10 protein-coding genes are annotated in these 14,628 nt (G+C 70.8%); 3 read left to right on the forward strand and 7 right to left on the reverse strand.

The features are described from left to right. Positions 1–180: 180 nt before the first annotated feature. Positions 181–336, forward strand: a complete 156-nt coding sequence (locus AC07NI_RS22635) for a hypothetical protein (protein ID WP_494623357.1) — start codon at positions 181–183, stop codon at positions 334–336. Here AC07NI_RS22635 and AC07NI_RS22640 read toward each other — a convergent pair. After that, positions 317–1,930 (reverse strand): carboxylesterase/lipase family protein, encoded by a 1,614-nt coding sequence (locus AC07NI_RS22640; protein WP_494623359.1) that lies wholly within the window; start codon positions 1,928–1,930, stop codon positions 317–319. The two genes, AC07NI_RS22635 and AC07NI_RS22640, sit on opposite strands and share 20 nt — an antisense overlap. A 145-nt stretch (positions 1,931–2,075) precedes the next feature. Here AC07NI_RS22640 and AC07NI_RS22645 point away from each other — a divergent pair, with 145 nt between their 5' ends. Beyond that, positions 2,076–3,482 (forward strand): S41 family peptidase, encoded by a 1,407-nt coding sequence (locus AC07NI_RS22645; protein ID WP_494623361.1) that lies wholly within the window; start codon positions 2,076–2,078, stop codon positions 3,480–3,482. Between the two features lies 1 nt (position 3,483). Here AC07NI_RS22645 and AC07NI_RS22650 read toward each other — a convergent pair whose 3' ends face one another. From AC07NI_RS22650 to AC07NI_RS22660, 3 genes are all read right to left on the reverse strand, one after another. Then, positions 3,484–4,953 (reverse strand): multicopper oxidase family protein, encoded by a 1,470-nt coding sequence (locus tag AC07NI_RS22650; protein ID WP_494623363.1) that lies wholly within the window; start codon positions 4,951–4,953, stop codon positions 3,484–3,486. A gap of 189 nt (positions 4,954–5,142) precedes the next feature. Continuing rightward, positions 5,143–6,036 carry a LysR family transcriptional regulator gene (locus AC07NI_RS22655; RefSeq protein ID WP_494623365.1) on the reverse strand — a complete coding sequence of 298 codons (894 nt, stop codon included), beginning with the start codon at positions 6,034–6,036 and terminating at the stop codon, positions 5,143–5,145. Positions 6,037–6,095: 59 nt separating this feature from the next. After that, on the reverse strand, positions 6,096–7,619 hold the full coding sequence (locus tag AC07NI_RS22660) for a carboxylesterase/lipase family protein (RefSeq protein ID WP_494623367.1): 1,524 nt from the start codon (positions 7,617–7,619) through the stop codon (positions 6,096–6,098). A gap of 143 nt (positions 7,620–7,762) precedes the next feature. Between AC07NI_RS22660 and AC07NI_RS22665 the strand changes: the two genes are divergently transcribed. After that, entirely contained in the window at positions 7,763–8,527 is a 765-nt protein-coding gene (locus AC07NI_RS22665) for a LytTR family DNA-binding domain-containing protein (RefSeq protein WP_494623369.1), read from the forward strand. Here AC07NI_RS22665 and AC07NI_RS22670 read toward each other — a convergent pair. From AC07NI_RS22670 to putA, 3 genes are all read right to left on the reverse strand, one after another. Continuing rightward, complete coding sequence (locus AC07NI_RS22670; protein WP_494623371.1) at positions 8,524–9,840, reverse strand: glycoside hydrolase 5 family protein; 1,317 nt, start codon at positions 9,838–9,840, stop codon at positions 8,524–8,526. The two genes, AC07NI_RS22665 and AC07NI_RS22670, sit on opposite strands and share 4 nt — an antisense overlap. Further along, positions 9,837–11,210 (reverse strand): alpha/beta hydrolase family protein, encoded by a 1,374-nt coding sequence (locus AC07NI_RS22675; RefSeq protein ID WP_494623373.1) that lies wholly within the window; start codon positions 11,208–11,210, stop codon positions 9,837–9,839. The genes AC07NI_RS22670 and AC07NI_RS22675 overlap by 4 nt, the downstream gene beginning before the upstream one ends. A 68-nt stretch (positions 11,211–11,278) precedes the next feature. Continuing rightward, a complete protein-coding gene (putA, locus tag AC07NI_RS22680; RefSeq protein ID WP_494624062.1) occupies positions 11,279–14,368 on the reverse strand; it encodes a bifunctional proline dehydrogenase/L-glutamate gamma-semialdehyde dehydrogenase PutA in 3,090 nt (1,029 codons plus the stop codon). Positions 14,369–14,628 lie beyond the last annotated feature (260 nt).

Genomic DNA, 14,628 nt, shown 5'->3' on the forward strand with positions numbered 1-14,628 from the left:
GGCCCCCCCCCCACGCGGCGTTCCCCCCAGCTAGCCCCCTCAGTCGCTCCGCGACAGCTCCCCCGCATCGCGGGGGAGCATCTTGTTTAAAAGCTTCAGCACGATTTCCTGGTTATCGCGCCGTTAACCAGCAACTCCTTGTTCCGCCGACCTTTTTACTCCCCGTAAAGGAGCGTCCCGGTGGAGTACGAAGAGCGTAGAGCGTGGATCGCCCTCTGGCAGGCCGTGTTCGGCGAGCCGCCGCCGGTCGAGCCCGAGCGGGAGCCGACGGCGCGGATCCTGGTCCAGCACCTGCCGCCGACGCTGCCTTACGAACCTAAGTCCCGAACTGAGTGAACGGCACGCGGTTGAAGAACTCGCGCTCGGCCCCGCGCGGGTCGTCCTCCAGCCGCGAGGTGGTGTCGAACACCATCGTCTGGCGGCGGGGCAGGGTGTAGGGCTCCCACTTGGGCAGGGTCCCGCCATTGGGATCACCCGTGGCGGCGAAGCGGACGAAGGCGTCGCTGACCGTGTTCGACATGGCCACCGACTCCGGCCCGCTTCCGACGATCGAGCCCTTGGCGTCCAGCGTGCCGAACACCAGGCCGATGTCGATGGTGTGCGGCGCGCCGAAGACGCCGCCGTCCTTGGGCGACTTCCAGTTGACCTGATAGGCGAAGGCCGGGGCGCCGGCCTTGGCGCGTTCCTCGTCCTGGATGATCGCCGCCTTCCACGAGCGACCGGCCGTCGAGGCGGCGAAATAGACGTCCGACGGCGAATAGTTCGGATAGGTCTGGCGGTAGAAGGCCACCACCGTCTCGGGATCGATGTCGATCCGCGCGTTGAACTGCCCCGGCAGCTTGGCGATCACCTCGTCCCAGGTCTTGGGGAACACGCTGGCGTCCCAGCCGATGAAGCCCTTGGTCTCGTCGTGGGTATTGCCGCACATCATCGGCACGGACAGGCCCACCGGCGAGGCGTCCGGGAAGAACGGGTGGCGGGTCAGGGTCCGCTCGTCCAGCACCGGACCCATATAGACGCCGCCCGAGCCGGCGATCGGATCGGTGGCGCGCAGGCCCTCGACCATCTTGTCGGCGGGCAGGGCGCGCAGGGCGGCCAGGTCCTTGGCGCCGGTCTTGTCCATGAAGGCCTTGGCGCGTTTGGTCGCGTTGAACGGACCGCCGGCGGTGACCTGCTGGCCGCTCATGGTGGCGGCGCGGTGGAACAGGCCCTTGGCGTTCTGCTGGGCCAGCAGCGTGGCGATCTTGGCGCCGCCGCCCGACTGGCCAAACAGCATCACCCGGTTCGGATCGCCGCCGAACGCGGCGATATTGTCCCGCACCCACTGCAGGGCCAGGACGAGGTCCAGCTGGCCGTTGTTGCCGCTGTCGGCCACCGACGGATCGTTGAACAGGCGGGCGAGATAGAGATAGCCGAAGGCGTTCAGGCGGTGGTTGACGGTGACCACCACCACGTCGCTGCGTTTGGCCAGCTTGGTCCCCTCGTACCAGGGATGGCTGCCGGAGCCCGTGTTGTAGGCGCCGCCGTGGATGTAGAACATCACCGGCCGCTTGCCGCCGTCGGCCAGGCCAGCCTTGCTGGCCTTGGCGGGGGTCCAGACGTTCAGGAACAGGCAGTCCTCGCCCTGCGTCTCATCCTCGCCCTTGCCCTGCGGGCAGGACGCGCCATAGGCCAGGGCGTCCTTCACGTCGGTCCAGGGCTCGGGCTTCACGGGGGCGGAGAAGCGGCGCGCGCCGCCGGTGTCCTGGCCATAGCGCAGGCCCTTGAACACGCTGACCTCGCCCTCGACATAGCCGCGTACCTTGCCGGCCGTGGTCGCCACCACCGGCGAACGCTTCTCGGCCGCGAAGCCGGCGCGGGGCAGGGCGGCGAAGGCCGTCAGGGCGGCGGCGCCCGTGATCAGGGTGCGGCGGGTTTGGGCGGTGTCCATGCGGCGTCCTCCGCGCTTTCTCGTGAAGCGTCATCGAAGCGGTAGCACGCGTGACACCGGTAACAATCCACTATTTCGCCGTTTTAACGTGGCGGAGCCGTGTTCGCCGACTACGAGGCTTGGTGAAGCTTTCCGGGGGACCACCATGATCTCGCGCCTTGGCGCCGCCGTCGTCGCCTTCGCCCTGATGGGTGTCGCCGCGCCCGCCTTCGCTTATGATCCCGCGCCTTGGATCGAGGACGCCCGCCAGATCCGCGCCGCGCTGGGCGGCCGCTACGCCAATCTCGACTGGCTGACCGTCGACCGGAGCCTGAACCTCGACACCAGTTTCAAGACGCTGGAGGCCGGCCTCGCCAAGACCACGTCGGACGCCGAGGCCCGCGCCCTGGTCGACCGCGCCCTCGCGTCCCTGGCCGACGGCCACGTGCAGATGGACTGGAGCCCGGCCGCGCCGGCCCCTAAGGTCTCGGCGCCGGCCGCGCCGCCCTGCGCCGACCAGCGCCCCTTCCGCCCGCGCCCGCCGGTGGCCTCGGGCCTGCCGGGCTGGACGCCGCTGGACACGGGCGAGGGCGCGCGCGAGTTCCCAGGCGGCCTGGTCACCGTCGAGGGTCGCAAGCTCGGCGTCGTGCAGATCAACATCTTCATGGCCGATCCGGCCGTCTGCGAGGCCGCCGCCGCCAGGCTGAAGCTGCCGTTGGACAAGCCCTGCGACAGGGATTGCGATGACCGGTTGGACACCGCCGTCTACCAGGAACTGACCGACCGCTTCGCCGCGCGTCTGGCCTCCGTGAAGGCGACGGGCGCGCAGGTGCTGATGATCGACCTAGCCGGCAACGGCGGCGGCCGCGAATGGGCCGAGATCGCCGCCCGCATGGTCACGCCGATCCGCCTCAAGAGCGCGCCCATGCGCCTGGTCCGCTCGCCCCAGGCGGCTGACAACCTGGACGCATTGGCCCTGGATATCGAGATGAACGTCGGCAAGGAGCGGGGCGCCGCTAAGGCCGCCCTGCTGGCCGAGGCCAGGGTCCTGCGCGACCGCGCCGCCGAAGCCCGCAAGCCCTGCGTCGAAGGCCAGCCGTGCGCCCTGCTGGTCGACGCCGGCTACAGCAGCGGCGTCCGCGCCTCGGGCGATCCGGTCGCCCTGGCCGACAAGCCGTGGGGCCAGTCGGTGTTCCGCCCCGTGAAATGGACCTGGCGCGAGGGCGTCTGGTCCGGCCCGCTGATCGTGCTGGTCGACGGCCGGTCGGCCAGCGCCTCGGAAGAGTTCGCGGCCATGATCCAGGACAACAAGGCCGGTATCCTCCTGGGTTCGCCGACCCTGGGCGCGGGTTGCGGCCATGCCACCGAGGCCGGTCCCGTGGTGCTGAAGAACAGCGGCGGCCGCCTGTCGCTGCCCGACTGCCTGCGGCTGCGCGCCGACGGCTCCAACGAGATCGGCGGCGTCGAGCCCGATGTGCTGGTCGGCTTCCGCAACACCGACGGCGCGGCGATGAAGACCCGCCGCCTGGCGCCGCGCCTGCCCGAGGCGGTGCGGCGGGCTACCGGCGGATAGCCTAGACCACGTCGAAGCGCGCCATCATGTCGTGGTCTTCGTGTTCCAGGTTGTGGCAATGCAGCAGGTAGCGACCGCGATAGCCGTCGAAGCGCACCACCACGCTGACCGTCTCGTCGCCCTCCAGGGACACCGTGTCCTTCCAGCCGCCTTCGTGGGCCGGCGGCGGCTTGCCGTTGCGCTCCAGCACCTGGAAGTGGGTCAGGTGGACATGCGGTGGGTGGCAATGCTTGGGGAAGGGCGTCTTCTCGTAGGTGAAGCGCCAGATCTCGACCTCGCCCAGCTTGGGCTTGGCGTCGACCCGTTCGGGATCGAAGCGGCGGCCATTGATGGTCCAGGCGATCGGCGGGAATTGCAGCTTGGCGATCGGCTTGGCCCCGAAGGTGAAGTCGCGCAGCCGCACGGCGTCTTCCGGGCGCAAGCGCTCGATGACGGCGAGGCGGTCGGGAATGCGGGCGAGGTCCTCGACCGCGCCGCCCTCCACCTCGAACCGCATGATCTCGGCCATGCCGCCCCGGCCCCGGCGGTTCAGCAGCAGCAGGGTCTGGCCTTCCACGCAGTCGGCGAAGTCGACCACCACCTCGGCCCGCTCGGCCATGGCTAGCGGCAGGTGCGTCAGCGAGACCGGGCGCTCCAGCAGGCCGCCGTCCGAGGCGATCTGGACCATCGGCCGGCCGTCCTCCAGCGCCAGGTCCAGCGGGCTGGCGTTGTCGGCGTTGAGCAGGCGCAGGCGGTACTTGCGACGCTGGACCTTCAGGCGCGGCCAGGGCGCGCCATTCGCCAGCATCACCGGGCCGCCGGCGCCGGTATAGCCGTGATGGTCGTAGACGAAGGCCCCGTCGGCCGTGAAGCGCCGCGTGCAGATCATCAGCGGCACGTCCTGGTCGCCGCGCGGCAGGGGCAGGGCGGCCTCGTCCGCGTCGTCGAGGATGTAGAAGCCGGCCAGGCCCATATAGGTGTTACGGCCCGAGCCGCCCATGCAGTGGTCGTGGTACCAGAGCGTCGCGGCCGGCTGGTCGTTCGGATAGACGTAAGCCCGCGTGTCGCCGATCGTGGCCTGGACCGTCGACAGGTCGATGCCGGGACCGCACATGGCGAAGGCCGGTCCCGCGAAACTGCTGGGGAAGATGGCGTCGGTCGGAAAGCCGTCCGAGGCCGGCGGCGTGCGTCCGCCGTGCAGGTGGACCACGGTCGGCGTCGACAGCTTGTTCACATGGCGGACGATGACCGGCGTCCCGCGCCGCGCCCGGATCGTCGGCCCGGGAAAGGCGCCGCCATAGGTCCAGGCCGTGGTCTTCAGCCCGGGCAGGATGTCCAAGGCCGCCTCGCGTTGCTCGATCTCGTAGTGCGCGCCGGCGGCGTCGATCCGGGTCGGTTGCAGAGTCGGCGGGATCGGTAGGTCGCGGCTGTAGCGGATCAGCGCCGCTTCGGCCTTGCGGGGACGGAGGGCCGCGCAGCCGGAAACGGCCAAGGCTACGCTCGAGGCTCCAAGGCCAAGCGCCTGCCTGCGCGACGGGGGCGAAATCATCGACGTCTCCGAACAGATGCGCCGGCCTCGCGACGGGGAGGCCTTCAGCGCGCGCGGACTGTTCGCGAGGTGGCCTCTATTCGTCCAATCGATGGATGGTATTTCGAACTATCGACTTGATGGATGTTCCGGCTAGAGCGCCAGGGTCCTCAAGGTGTTGGCGACATGCTGGGTGGCGACGTCGGCGTCATGGCGCGCGTGCCAGGCCAGGTGGACCGTGAACGGCGCGATCGGCACGGGCGGCGGGAAGGCGACCAGGGCTTCCATGTCGCTCAGCGGCAGGCTGTGGGTGGGGGCCAGGCAGATCAGGTCCGAGGCGCGCAGGAGAGGCAGAGCGATCAGGAAGCTGGGCACGACCACCGACACCCGGCGCGCCAGGCCCATCTTCGCCAGGGTCTCGTCGGCCGAGCCGCGCGGGTCGCCGACGCCGGACACCGAGACGTGCGGATAGGCCAGCCATCGCTCCAGGTCGAAACCCGCGGCCGCCGGATGGTCACGGCGCATCAGCACCCGCCAGCGCTCCTCGAACAGTTCCTCGCGGCGGATCGGCGGCGCGGCGTGCGGCAGGCGGGTGATGGCCAGGTCCGTGGTCGCCTTCATCAGGCCGTCCACCGCGCTTTCGGGACCGTGATAGGGCTGGAAGACCAGATCGATCCCCGGCGCGCTGGCCGCTAGCCTTGTGTGTAGCTGCTCGGTGACGCGGGCGGCCATGTGATCGGCGGTGGCCACGCGGACGGCGCGCCGCACCGTCTCCAGGGCGGGCGGCTGCAGCTCGAACAGGGCGTCGGTCTGGGCCAGCAGGTCCTTGAGCCGGACGCGCAGGGTCTCGGCCGTGGGCGTCAGGCGCATGGCGCCGTCGAACCGCTCCAGCAGCGGGTCGTCGAACAATCGCCGCAGCCGGGCCAGGCTGGCCGAGGTCGCCGGCTGTGACAGGTTCAGGCGGCGGGCCGCGCGCGAGACGTGGGCCTCGTCCAGCAAGGCGTCCAGCACCACCAGCAGGTTCAGGTCGATCGCGCGCAGGTTCATGCGGCGATCATAGGCAGTGCGGATGCCGGGTCGCCATCGGTATTCTTCGAGTGGATGAGCTACCGCGTCCGCACCGCGCCGTAGACCGCATCGAAGCCCGCGAGGCCGCCCGGCGTGAAGGGCTTGGCCGCGAGGGTGTCGCCGAGTTCCAGCACGCGTGGATCGGCCTCGTCGAACCGAGGCCAGGCGGGACGGTCGCTGCCGTTCGGGTCGCCGGCGCGGGCGAAGGCGACCCACTGGTCGACCATGGTCGCCGACAGTCGGCGGTCGGTGTCGGTCCAGGCCCAGGGCTCCTGAGGGAGGTGGCCGAACATGTACCAGAGCTCGGCGAAGTGCGACGCGCCCCAGCCGGCCCGCACCGAGCTGTCCGGGAACGGCGGCCGGCGCGAGAAGCGGTAGAGATAGGCCGGCGCCCCCGCCCGCGCCTGCAGCCGCGCCCAGGCCCACATGTCCCAGCCAAAGCGCAGGTCACGCTCGAACGCCCCGCGCGCGGCCTGGGCGCTGGCATCGTCGGTGAACGGATAGCCGGCCAGCAGGGCGGGCGGCAGCGGCCCGAACGTCTTGGCCAGATCGGCCTGGAAGGTGGCGGCGCGTATGGTCGACAGGTCGGTCAGCGACCGCGCCTCCTCGGCGTTGTAGCCCAGCAGCAGCGGGACGCGGTGCTCGCGGCCGGCGGCATAGGCGTCCCACGGCGCCAGCGGCAGGACTCGCGCGCCGATCACCGGGTGGCCCAGGCGCGCCGCGCCCGGGGCGGTCAGGGCCTCGACCGGCAGGGCCCGCAGCTCGGCGGCGGTGGTCGCGCCCAGCGTCTCGCCGAAGGCCGCGCCGTCGCGCTCGGCCTTGGCCAGGTGGTAGCTGGGCGCCAGGTCCAGGGGCTCGAACACCCCGCCGCTCTGGGCGATGGCCCGGTGGAACAGGCCCTTGGCCTCGGGCGCGGCCAGCAGCAGGCTGACCGACATCGCGCCCGCCGACTGGCCGGCGATGGTGACGTTGGTCGGGTCCCCGCCGAAGGCGCCGATGTTCCGCTGCACCCAGCGCAGCGCCGCCACTTGGTCCATCAGGCCGTAGTCGCCGGACGATCCGCCGTCTTCCGCGCTCAGCGCCGGATGGGCCAGGAAGCCCAGCGCGCCCAGGCGATAGGCGATCGACACCACCACGACGCCACGCCCGGCCAGGGCGTCGCCGGCATAGAGCGGCAACGACGTCGCGCCATTGGTCCAGCCGCCGCCGTGGATCCAGACGATGACCGGCAGCCGGCCGGCCGGCTTCGCGGGCGTCCAGACGTTCAGATAGAGGCAGTCCTCGCTCGTCACGGGCGGCGGCTCGCCTGGCATCGAGACGCCCCGTTGCGGACAAGCGGGGGCGAAGGCGGTCGCGGGCCGAACGCCCGTCCACGCCGCCGCCGGACGCGGCGCTCGCCAGCGCAGGTCGCCGATCGGCGGCTGGGCGTAGGGCAGGCCAAGGAAGGCGCGGACGCCCTTGGTCTCGACGCCCTCGACCCGTCCGGTGTCCAGCCGCGCGACTGGTCCAGCCGTCGCCAGGCTCGCCAGCGCCCAAAGCACCGCCGCCATCATCCAACGCATCGCTTCGCCTCTCCCAGACCAGGGCTTCAGCGTCGCGTCCGGCGCGCGTATCGGTAAGACCGGTTCGTCCCGTCCAGGCCTCGGTTCGTCACTTCGCCGCGAGAGGCGTGGACGGCGGCGGCTCGGCGAGGGCAAATGGCGGCATGGGTTCGTCGCTCTCCCTTCCGCGCTTCGAGCGCCTGTCCGGCCCCGGCTGGCTGGCCGTGGGCTTCCTCTATTGGCTGGCGCTGGTCTGCGCCTTGGAGCCCGGGAACCTGGCCTCTGCCAGCGTCCCGCCGCCGTGGCTGCGCGAAGTCACGCGCCTGCTGGCCGCCGGCGCCCTGGGCGCGGCCGCGACGCCGGCGGTGCTGGTCCTGGCTCGCGCTGGCGCCTGGGCGCGCGGCCTGGGCGTGCCGGCCCTGGCCTTCGTCCTGATCGTCGTCTCGTGTCTGCTGGAGGCCTGGCTGCTGGACGGCCGTGTTGTCCCCAGCCTGCGCGAGATCCGCCAGGAGCTGGCCGCCAACTTCGTGCTGCTGGTGTTCGGCCTGTCGATCTTCCTGGGCTTCGTCCTGCTGGTTCGGCGCGGCCAGGTTCAGCCCGAGGGCCTCGTCTTCAGCGAGCGCGGCCGGGCCCTCGTCATCCACCCCCGCGACATCGAATGGATCGAGAGCCAGGGCAACTACCAGGCCATCCGCGCGGGCGGCGTCACCCACCTGGTGCGCCGGACCCTGGACGACCTGGAAGGCCGTCTCGATCCCGACCGCTTCGTGCGCATCCACCGCCGGACCATCGTCGCGGTGGCCGGCGTGCGCACGCTCGCCGCCCTGTCGAACGGCGACGCCGAGGTCACCATGGCCGACGGCCAGGTTCTGCGCGTGACGCGTGGCCGTCGGGCTCAGCTGTCCCAGGCGCTGGCGAAGCTGGCCTAGAGCGCCTTCACCGCCGCCGCGTGCTCGGCGATCACCGCCAGGGTCGCCGCGTCGGTGTCGAAGACGCCGTAGAGGCCCTGCTCCTCTTGCGGCGGATCGCCGACGAAGCTCTTGTCGCCATGGGCGAACCAGGCGTCGGGGTGCTGGGCGCGGCCTTCGCCATTCCAGGCCCAGAAGTTGGTGCCGGCCGTCGGGCCGCCCGCCTTCATGTCGTCGAGGGCCAGGCCGTAGATCGTCCGGTAGAAACGGTCCTTGTCGGCCGTCGCCGAGCCGGGGACGAAGGCGCGACTATCACGGATCAGGCCGAACTCCTCGATGACCAGCGGCTTGTTCAGCTGTTTCGCGAGCGCGATGTGGCGGGTGACATAGTCGCGGCAACGGGCCTCGCCGGCGGCATAGCTCAAGGGCTGGTTCTTGGGATCGATCCAGGTCCAGTTGTTGGGCCAGACGTGCAGGGTGACGTAGTCGATGGTGGCCGGACGGTGGGCTTCCAGCGCGCAGGCCTCGCTGCGCAGGCACCCCATGCTGCCCTCGCTGCCGGTGCAGACCAGGTGGCGCGGGTCCAGGGACTTGATCAGGGCCGAGGTCTCGCGGATCCAGGCGTAATAGGGCGGTAGCAGCGTGTCGGCCTTGGCCTCGGTCCCGCCCGGACGCGGCTCGTTGGCCAGCTGCCAGGCCATGATCGTCGGATCGTCGCGATAGGGCTGGCCGGTGACGCTGTTGGTCCGCTGGACGAGACTGGTCAGGTAGCGGCGGAACAGCGCGTTGGCCTTGGCGTCGGCGTAGAAGCGGGCCGAATAGTCCGCATATTCCGGCCACGGATGTTTCGGGTCGCCCTGCTGGAACCACGGGCCGTTGCCGACCCAGTTCAGATAGGCCGGCATGCCGCCCGACCAGTCCCAGAAGTTGTTGACGTAGATCACCGCCTTCATGTCGCGGCGGGCCATCTCGGCCAGCAGGAAATCGAGGCCCTTCAGCAGGTCGGCGCTGTAGACGCCGGGTTCTTCCTGCACGGTCGGCGACACAGCCGCCTTGGCCGGCGAGCGCTCGCCGGCGCCCAGCACCCGCAGGTTGGTGACGCCCAGGGTCTTCAGCCGGTCGAGCTCGCGCCCTAGCCGCGCGCGGTCGCCGGTGGCGCCGGGCGAGCCCAGCCAGGCCCCGTACCAGAGGTTCGCGCCGGCGAAGCGGTAGGGCTTGCCGTCGAGCGTGAGCCGTCCGTCGGTGACGGCCACGAAGCTCTTCGGCGTCGTGGCCGCGCCGATGGCCGGAAGCGCGGCGAGGCCGATGAGCAGCTGGCGGCGCGAGGCGGTCATTTCTTCACCGTGTGGGCGACGGTCCAGTCGACGATCGTGGCCAGGGCGACGGGGGCGATGGTCTCCTCGATGTCGGCATATTCGGAGATCGACCCGGTCCTGGCCGTCTGGAACAGGTGATTCAGGCCGGGCAGGGCGGTCACGGTGACATCGGGGCTCTGGGTCAGGGCCGCCTTGATCGCCGGCAGGTTCTGCTCGGCCGAGACCTGGCGGTCCTTCTCGCCGTTCAGGGCCAGCACCGGGCAGCGCACCTGGCCCAGGGCCTCGGCGGGGTAGAGCTTGATGAAGTAGTCGAACCAGGGCGAGGTCAGCATCTCACCTTGCGCTTCGGCGGCCTTCTGGGGCGCGCCGAGCCCAGCCAGCAGGGCGACGATCTTGGCCTTGGCCGAGGCCGGGTCGGGCTGCATCCGCACCAGCAGGGTCGCGGCGCCGACGGTGTCGCCCTGCTTCTTGGCCGCCTCGGGCGACGCGCCGCTGGCCAGGGCCATGTCGCGGGCCTGGGTGGCGAGGACCTTGCCCCCTTGGACGCCCGTGCCGGCCAGCAGCACCACGAAGGCGATCTTCGGATCCTTGGCCGCGACCATGGGCGCGATCACCCCGCCCTCGCTGTGGCCGATCAGGCCGATGCGGGCGGGGTCGATGTCTTTGCGCCCGCGCAGGAAGGCCACGCCCGCCTCGACGTCGGTGACGAAGTCGCCCGTGGTGACCTTGGAAAGATCACCGGCCTGGGAGCCGCCCTCGCCCCGGTCGTCGACCCGCAGCACCGCCACGCCCCGCTTGGTCAGGGCGTCGGCGATCAGCAGGAACGGCTTGTGGCCGTCGATCGTCTCGTCGCGGTCCTGCGGGCCCGAGCCGGTGATCAGCAAGGCGACCGGATAGGGCCCGGAGCCTTGCGGCAAGGTCAAGGTCCCGGCCAGCTTCAGCCCCGAGACCGGATTGGTGTAGCTGACGTCCTCGGCGCGGTAGTCGAATGGAGGCTTGGGCGTCTGCGGACGCTTGGGCGCCGGCGCGGCGGCAGGCGCGGTGCGGGTCAAGGTCAACGGCAGGCCGCCGCCGTTCTGGCCCCACTGGCCGACCAAGCTCGCCCCGTCGGCCGCGATGGTCCCCTCGAAGGCGGCGGGGATGGCCTGCAGCGCGACCTTGACCTTGCCGTCCGTCACCGTGGTCGTCGCGCCCAGGCCCATGGCGTGTTGGGCCGGGCTGTCGACCGTGGTCGCCCCGTCGGCCTTTATGTGGAAGACGATCGGCAACGGCTTGCCCGGCGTCTTCAGCGTCCCGTACCAGTCCCCGACGATCGGCCCGACTTGAGCGGCGGCGATCGCGGGCGCGAACAGGGCGGCGGCGACGACCGCGCGAGGCAGGAAACGCATATGCAAAAACTCCCCGAACTTTGCCGGGGAGCTTAGGCGTCACGCGTAACGGTTGTGAAGATAGACCACTACAGATTCAGCAGCGCCGGATCCCCGCCCTGCGCCGTGATGTTGACGCTCACCGCGCGCTCGACCGCGAAGCGGAGGAGGGCGTGGGGGCCGCCGGCCTTGGGGCCGGTGCCGGAGAGGCCTTCGCCGCCGAACGGCTGGACGCCGACGACGGCGCCGGTCATCGAGCGGTTGACGTAGGCGTTGCCGGCCGGGACCAGGCGCTGGACGTCGGCGGCGAAGCTCTCGATCCGCGAGTGGATGCCCAGGGTCAGGCCGTAGCGGCGGGCCGCCAGGGCGCCGGCGACCTGCTCGAGGTTCTCGGGCTTGTAGCGGACCACGTGCAGGATCGGGCCGAACACCTCGCGCTCCAGGAAGTCGGCGGTCGGGATCTCGGCCAGGACGGGGGCGAAGAAGGTGCCGTCGGCCGGAGCCTTCAGGGTGTGAAGAACCTTGGCCTCGCGGCGCAGGCGGCCCTGGTGCTGCTCCAGTGCGTCGCGGGCTTCGGCGTCGATGACCGGGCCGACGTCGGTGACCGACAGGGCCGGATCGCCGACGACCAGGGCGTCCATGGCGCCTTTCAGGCCGTCGATGATGTTCTCGGCGGTGTCTTCCGGCAGGAACAGCAGGCGCAGGGCCGAGCAGCGCTGGCCGGCCGAGCCGAAGGCCGACAGGATGACGTCGTCGATGACCTGCTCGCGCTGGGCGGTGGTGTCGACAAACATGCCGTTGAGGCCGCCGGTCTCGGCGATGAACGGCACGATCGGGCCCTGGCGGGCGGCCAGGGTCTGGTTGATGCGCCAGGCGGTGTCGGTGCCGCCGGTGAAGGCGACGCCGTCCAGGCCTTCGTGACTGGTCAGGGCCGCGCCGACGGTCTCGCCACGGCCGGGCAGCAGGGCCAGAAGGCGCGGGTCGAGGCCTGCGGCGTGATAGAGCTTCACGGCCTCGCTGGCGATCAGCGGGGTCTGCTCGGCCGGCTTGGCCAGCACGGCGTTGCCGGCGGCCAGGGCCGCGGCGATCTGGCCGGTGAAGATGGCCAGCGGGAAGTTCCACGGGCTGATGCAGACGAAGACGCCACGGCCGGCCAGCTTGAGGGTGTTGGTCTCGCCGACCGGACCCTTGAGCAGCTCGCCGTCGCCGAACTGATCCTCGGCCAGCACCGCGTAGTAGCGGCAGAAGTCGACGGCCTCGCGGACCTCGGCGATGCCGTCCGACAGGGTCTTGCCGGCTTCGCGGGCCAGGATGGCGATCAGGCGGTCGATATCGCCTTCCAGGGCGTCGGCCATGGCGCGCAGCACCTTGGCGCGGGCCGGGCCGCCGGCGCGGTCCCACGCCGGTTGCGCGGCGCGGGCCAGCTTGAAGGCCTCGTCGATCTGCGAGGCTTGGGCCTCGGAGACCGCGCCCACCACCTTGTGCTCGTCAGCGGGGGCGACCACCGGCAGCGGCGGCGTGCCGGCGCTGACCTTGCCGCCGATCAGCGGACCGGCCGACAGGGTGACGGCGTCCAGGGCGGCGATGGCCGCTTCCAGGCGCTGGCGGTCGGCCTTCACCGACAGGTCGAGACCGGCCGAGTTCTGGCGACGCGGGCCGTAGACGTCGATCGGCGTCGGGATCTTGGCGTGGCGGTCGGGGTGAGCTTCCACGGTGTCGATCGGGTCGGTGACGACCTTCTCGACCGGCACGCGCTCGTCCAGCAGGGCGTGGACGAACGAGGTGTTGGCGCCGTTCTCCAGCAGGCGGCGGACCAGGTAGGGCAGCAGGTCCTCGTGACCGCCGACGGGCGCGTAGGCCCGCAGGACGATGCCGTCATAGAGGTCGTCGGCGGCCTTGTAGAGCGCCTCGCCCATGCCGTGCAGGCGCTGGTGCTCGATCTTGACGCCGGCGTTCTTGGCCATGCGCACCACGGCCGCCAGGGTGTGGGCGTTGTGGGTGGCGAACTGGGCGTAGAGATGCGGCGCGGCGGCGATCAGGGCCTTGGCGTTGACCAGGTACGACAGGTCGGTGGCCGGCTTGGTCGTATAGACCGGATAGTCCGGACGGCCGGCGACCTGGGCGCGCTTGATCTCGCTGTCCCAATAGGCGCCCTTGACCAGGCGGACCATCAGGCGGCGGCCAGTGTCCTTCGACAGGGCCTCCAGGCGGGCGATGACCTCGCCGCAGCGCTTCTGATAGGCCTGGACGGCCAGGCCCAGGCCCTGCCATTCGCCCAGCTCCGGCTCGCGGCACAGGCGGTCGAGCAGCTTCAGCGACAGGGCCAGGCGGTCGGCCTCTTCGGCGTCGATCGTGAAGTTGATGTTGTGGCGGGCGGCGATCTTGGCCAGGCGCAGGGTGCGGGGATAGAGCTCCTCCCACACCCGGTCCTCGTGCGTGGCCTCGTAGCGCGGGCACAGGGCCGAGAGCTTCACCGACACGCCGTGGCCCTTCTCGGGACCGGCGGCGTTCGACAGCTTGCCGACCGTCTCGATGGCGTCGGCATAGGACTTCTCGTAGCGCTCGGCGTCGGCGGCGGTGCGGGCGCCTTCGCCCAGCATGTCGAAGCTGCACATGTCGCCGTCATTGGCGGCGCGCTTGATGGCGGCTTCGATCGTCCGACCCAGGACGAACTGCTCGCCCATGATGCGAATGGCCTGGCCGACGGCGGCGCGGATGACGGGCTCGCCCAGGCGACCGGCCATCTTCTTGATGAAGCCGGGCAGGTCCTTCTTGGCGTCGTCGTCGGGCTCGACGATCTTGCCGGTCAGCATCAGGCCCCAGGTCGAGGCGTTGACGAACAGGCTGTCCGAACCGCCCAGATGGCTGGCCCAGTCGGCCGAGCCGATCTTCTCGGCGATCAGCTTGTCGCGGGTGTCGTCGTCGGGGGTGCGCAGCAGGGCCTCGGCCAGGCACATCAGGGCCAGGCCCTCACGGGTGCCCAGGCTGAACTCCTGCAGGAAGCTTTCGACCACGCCCTGCTTGCGGACGCTGCGGCGGGCGCCGCGAACCAGGGCCTCGGCCTCGGCGCGGACGGCGGCGCGGTCTTCGCTGGACAGGGGCTTGGCGGCCAGCAGGTCGGCGATCACCGCAGCTTCGTCGCGATACTTGCCGTCGTCGAGGCTATCCCAGTGGGCCAAGTCGGTCATGGTCGGTCCTGTGGTTTTGGATATCGTCGGTTTAACTCGGCTTCGGGCAAAGGTGCTTCGTTTGTCGCGCGGCGGCGCTGTATCTTCTTCGGTAAAAGCGCCGAAAATGATCATCCGCTCCAGCGCGGAATGCCGGCGCGGTTAACGGATGCGCGAAGGATGCGCCGGAAGTCTGGGGAGGGGAATGGGTCGGGAAATGGGGAGGGAGGAAGGGGCGCGTGCTGGGGGAGTTCGCGCCCCTTCCTCTCTTG

It is taken from the genome of Caulobacter sp. GW821-FHT10E02, from assembly GCF_059415225.1.

Bases quoted from the DNA above. Each gene is read 5' to 3' on its own strand.
- AC07NI_RS22640 (WP_494623359.1), bottom strand. From the start codon at position 1,930: ATGGACACCGCCCAAACCCGCCGCACCCTGATCACGGGCGCCGCCGCC.
- AC07NI_RS22645 (WP_494623361.1), top strand. From the start codon at position 2,076: ATGATCTCGCGCCTTGGCGCCGCCGTCGTCGCCTTCGCCCTGATGGGT.
- AC07NI_RS22655 (WP_494623365.1), bottom strand. From the start codon at position 6,036: ATGAACCTGCGCGCGATCGACCTGAACCTGCTGGTGGTGCTGGACGCC.
- AC07NI_RS22660 (WP_494623367.1), bottom strand. From the start codon at position 7,619: ATGCGTTGGATGATGGCGGCGGTGCTTTGGGCGCTGGCGAGCCTGGCG.
- AC07NI_RS22665 (WP_494623369.1), top strand. From the start codon at position 7,763: ATGGGTTCGTCGCTCTCCCTTCCGCGCTTCGAGCGCCTGTCCGGCCCC.
- AC07NI_RS22670 (WP_494623371.1), bottom strand. From the start codon at position 9,840: ATGACCGCCTCGCGCCGCCAGCTGCTCATCGGCCTCGCCGCGCTTCCG.
- AC07NI_RS22675 (WP_494623373.1), bottom strand. From the start codon at position 11,210: ATGCGTTTCCTGCCTCGCGCGGTCGTCGCCGCCGCCCTGTTCGCGCCC.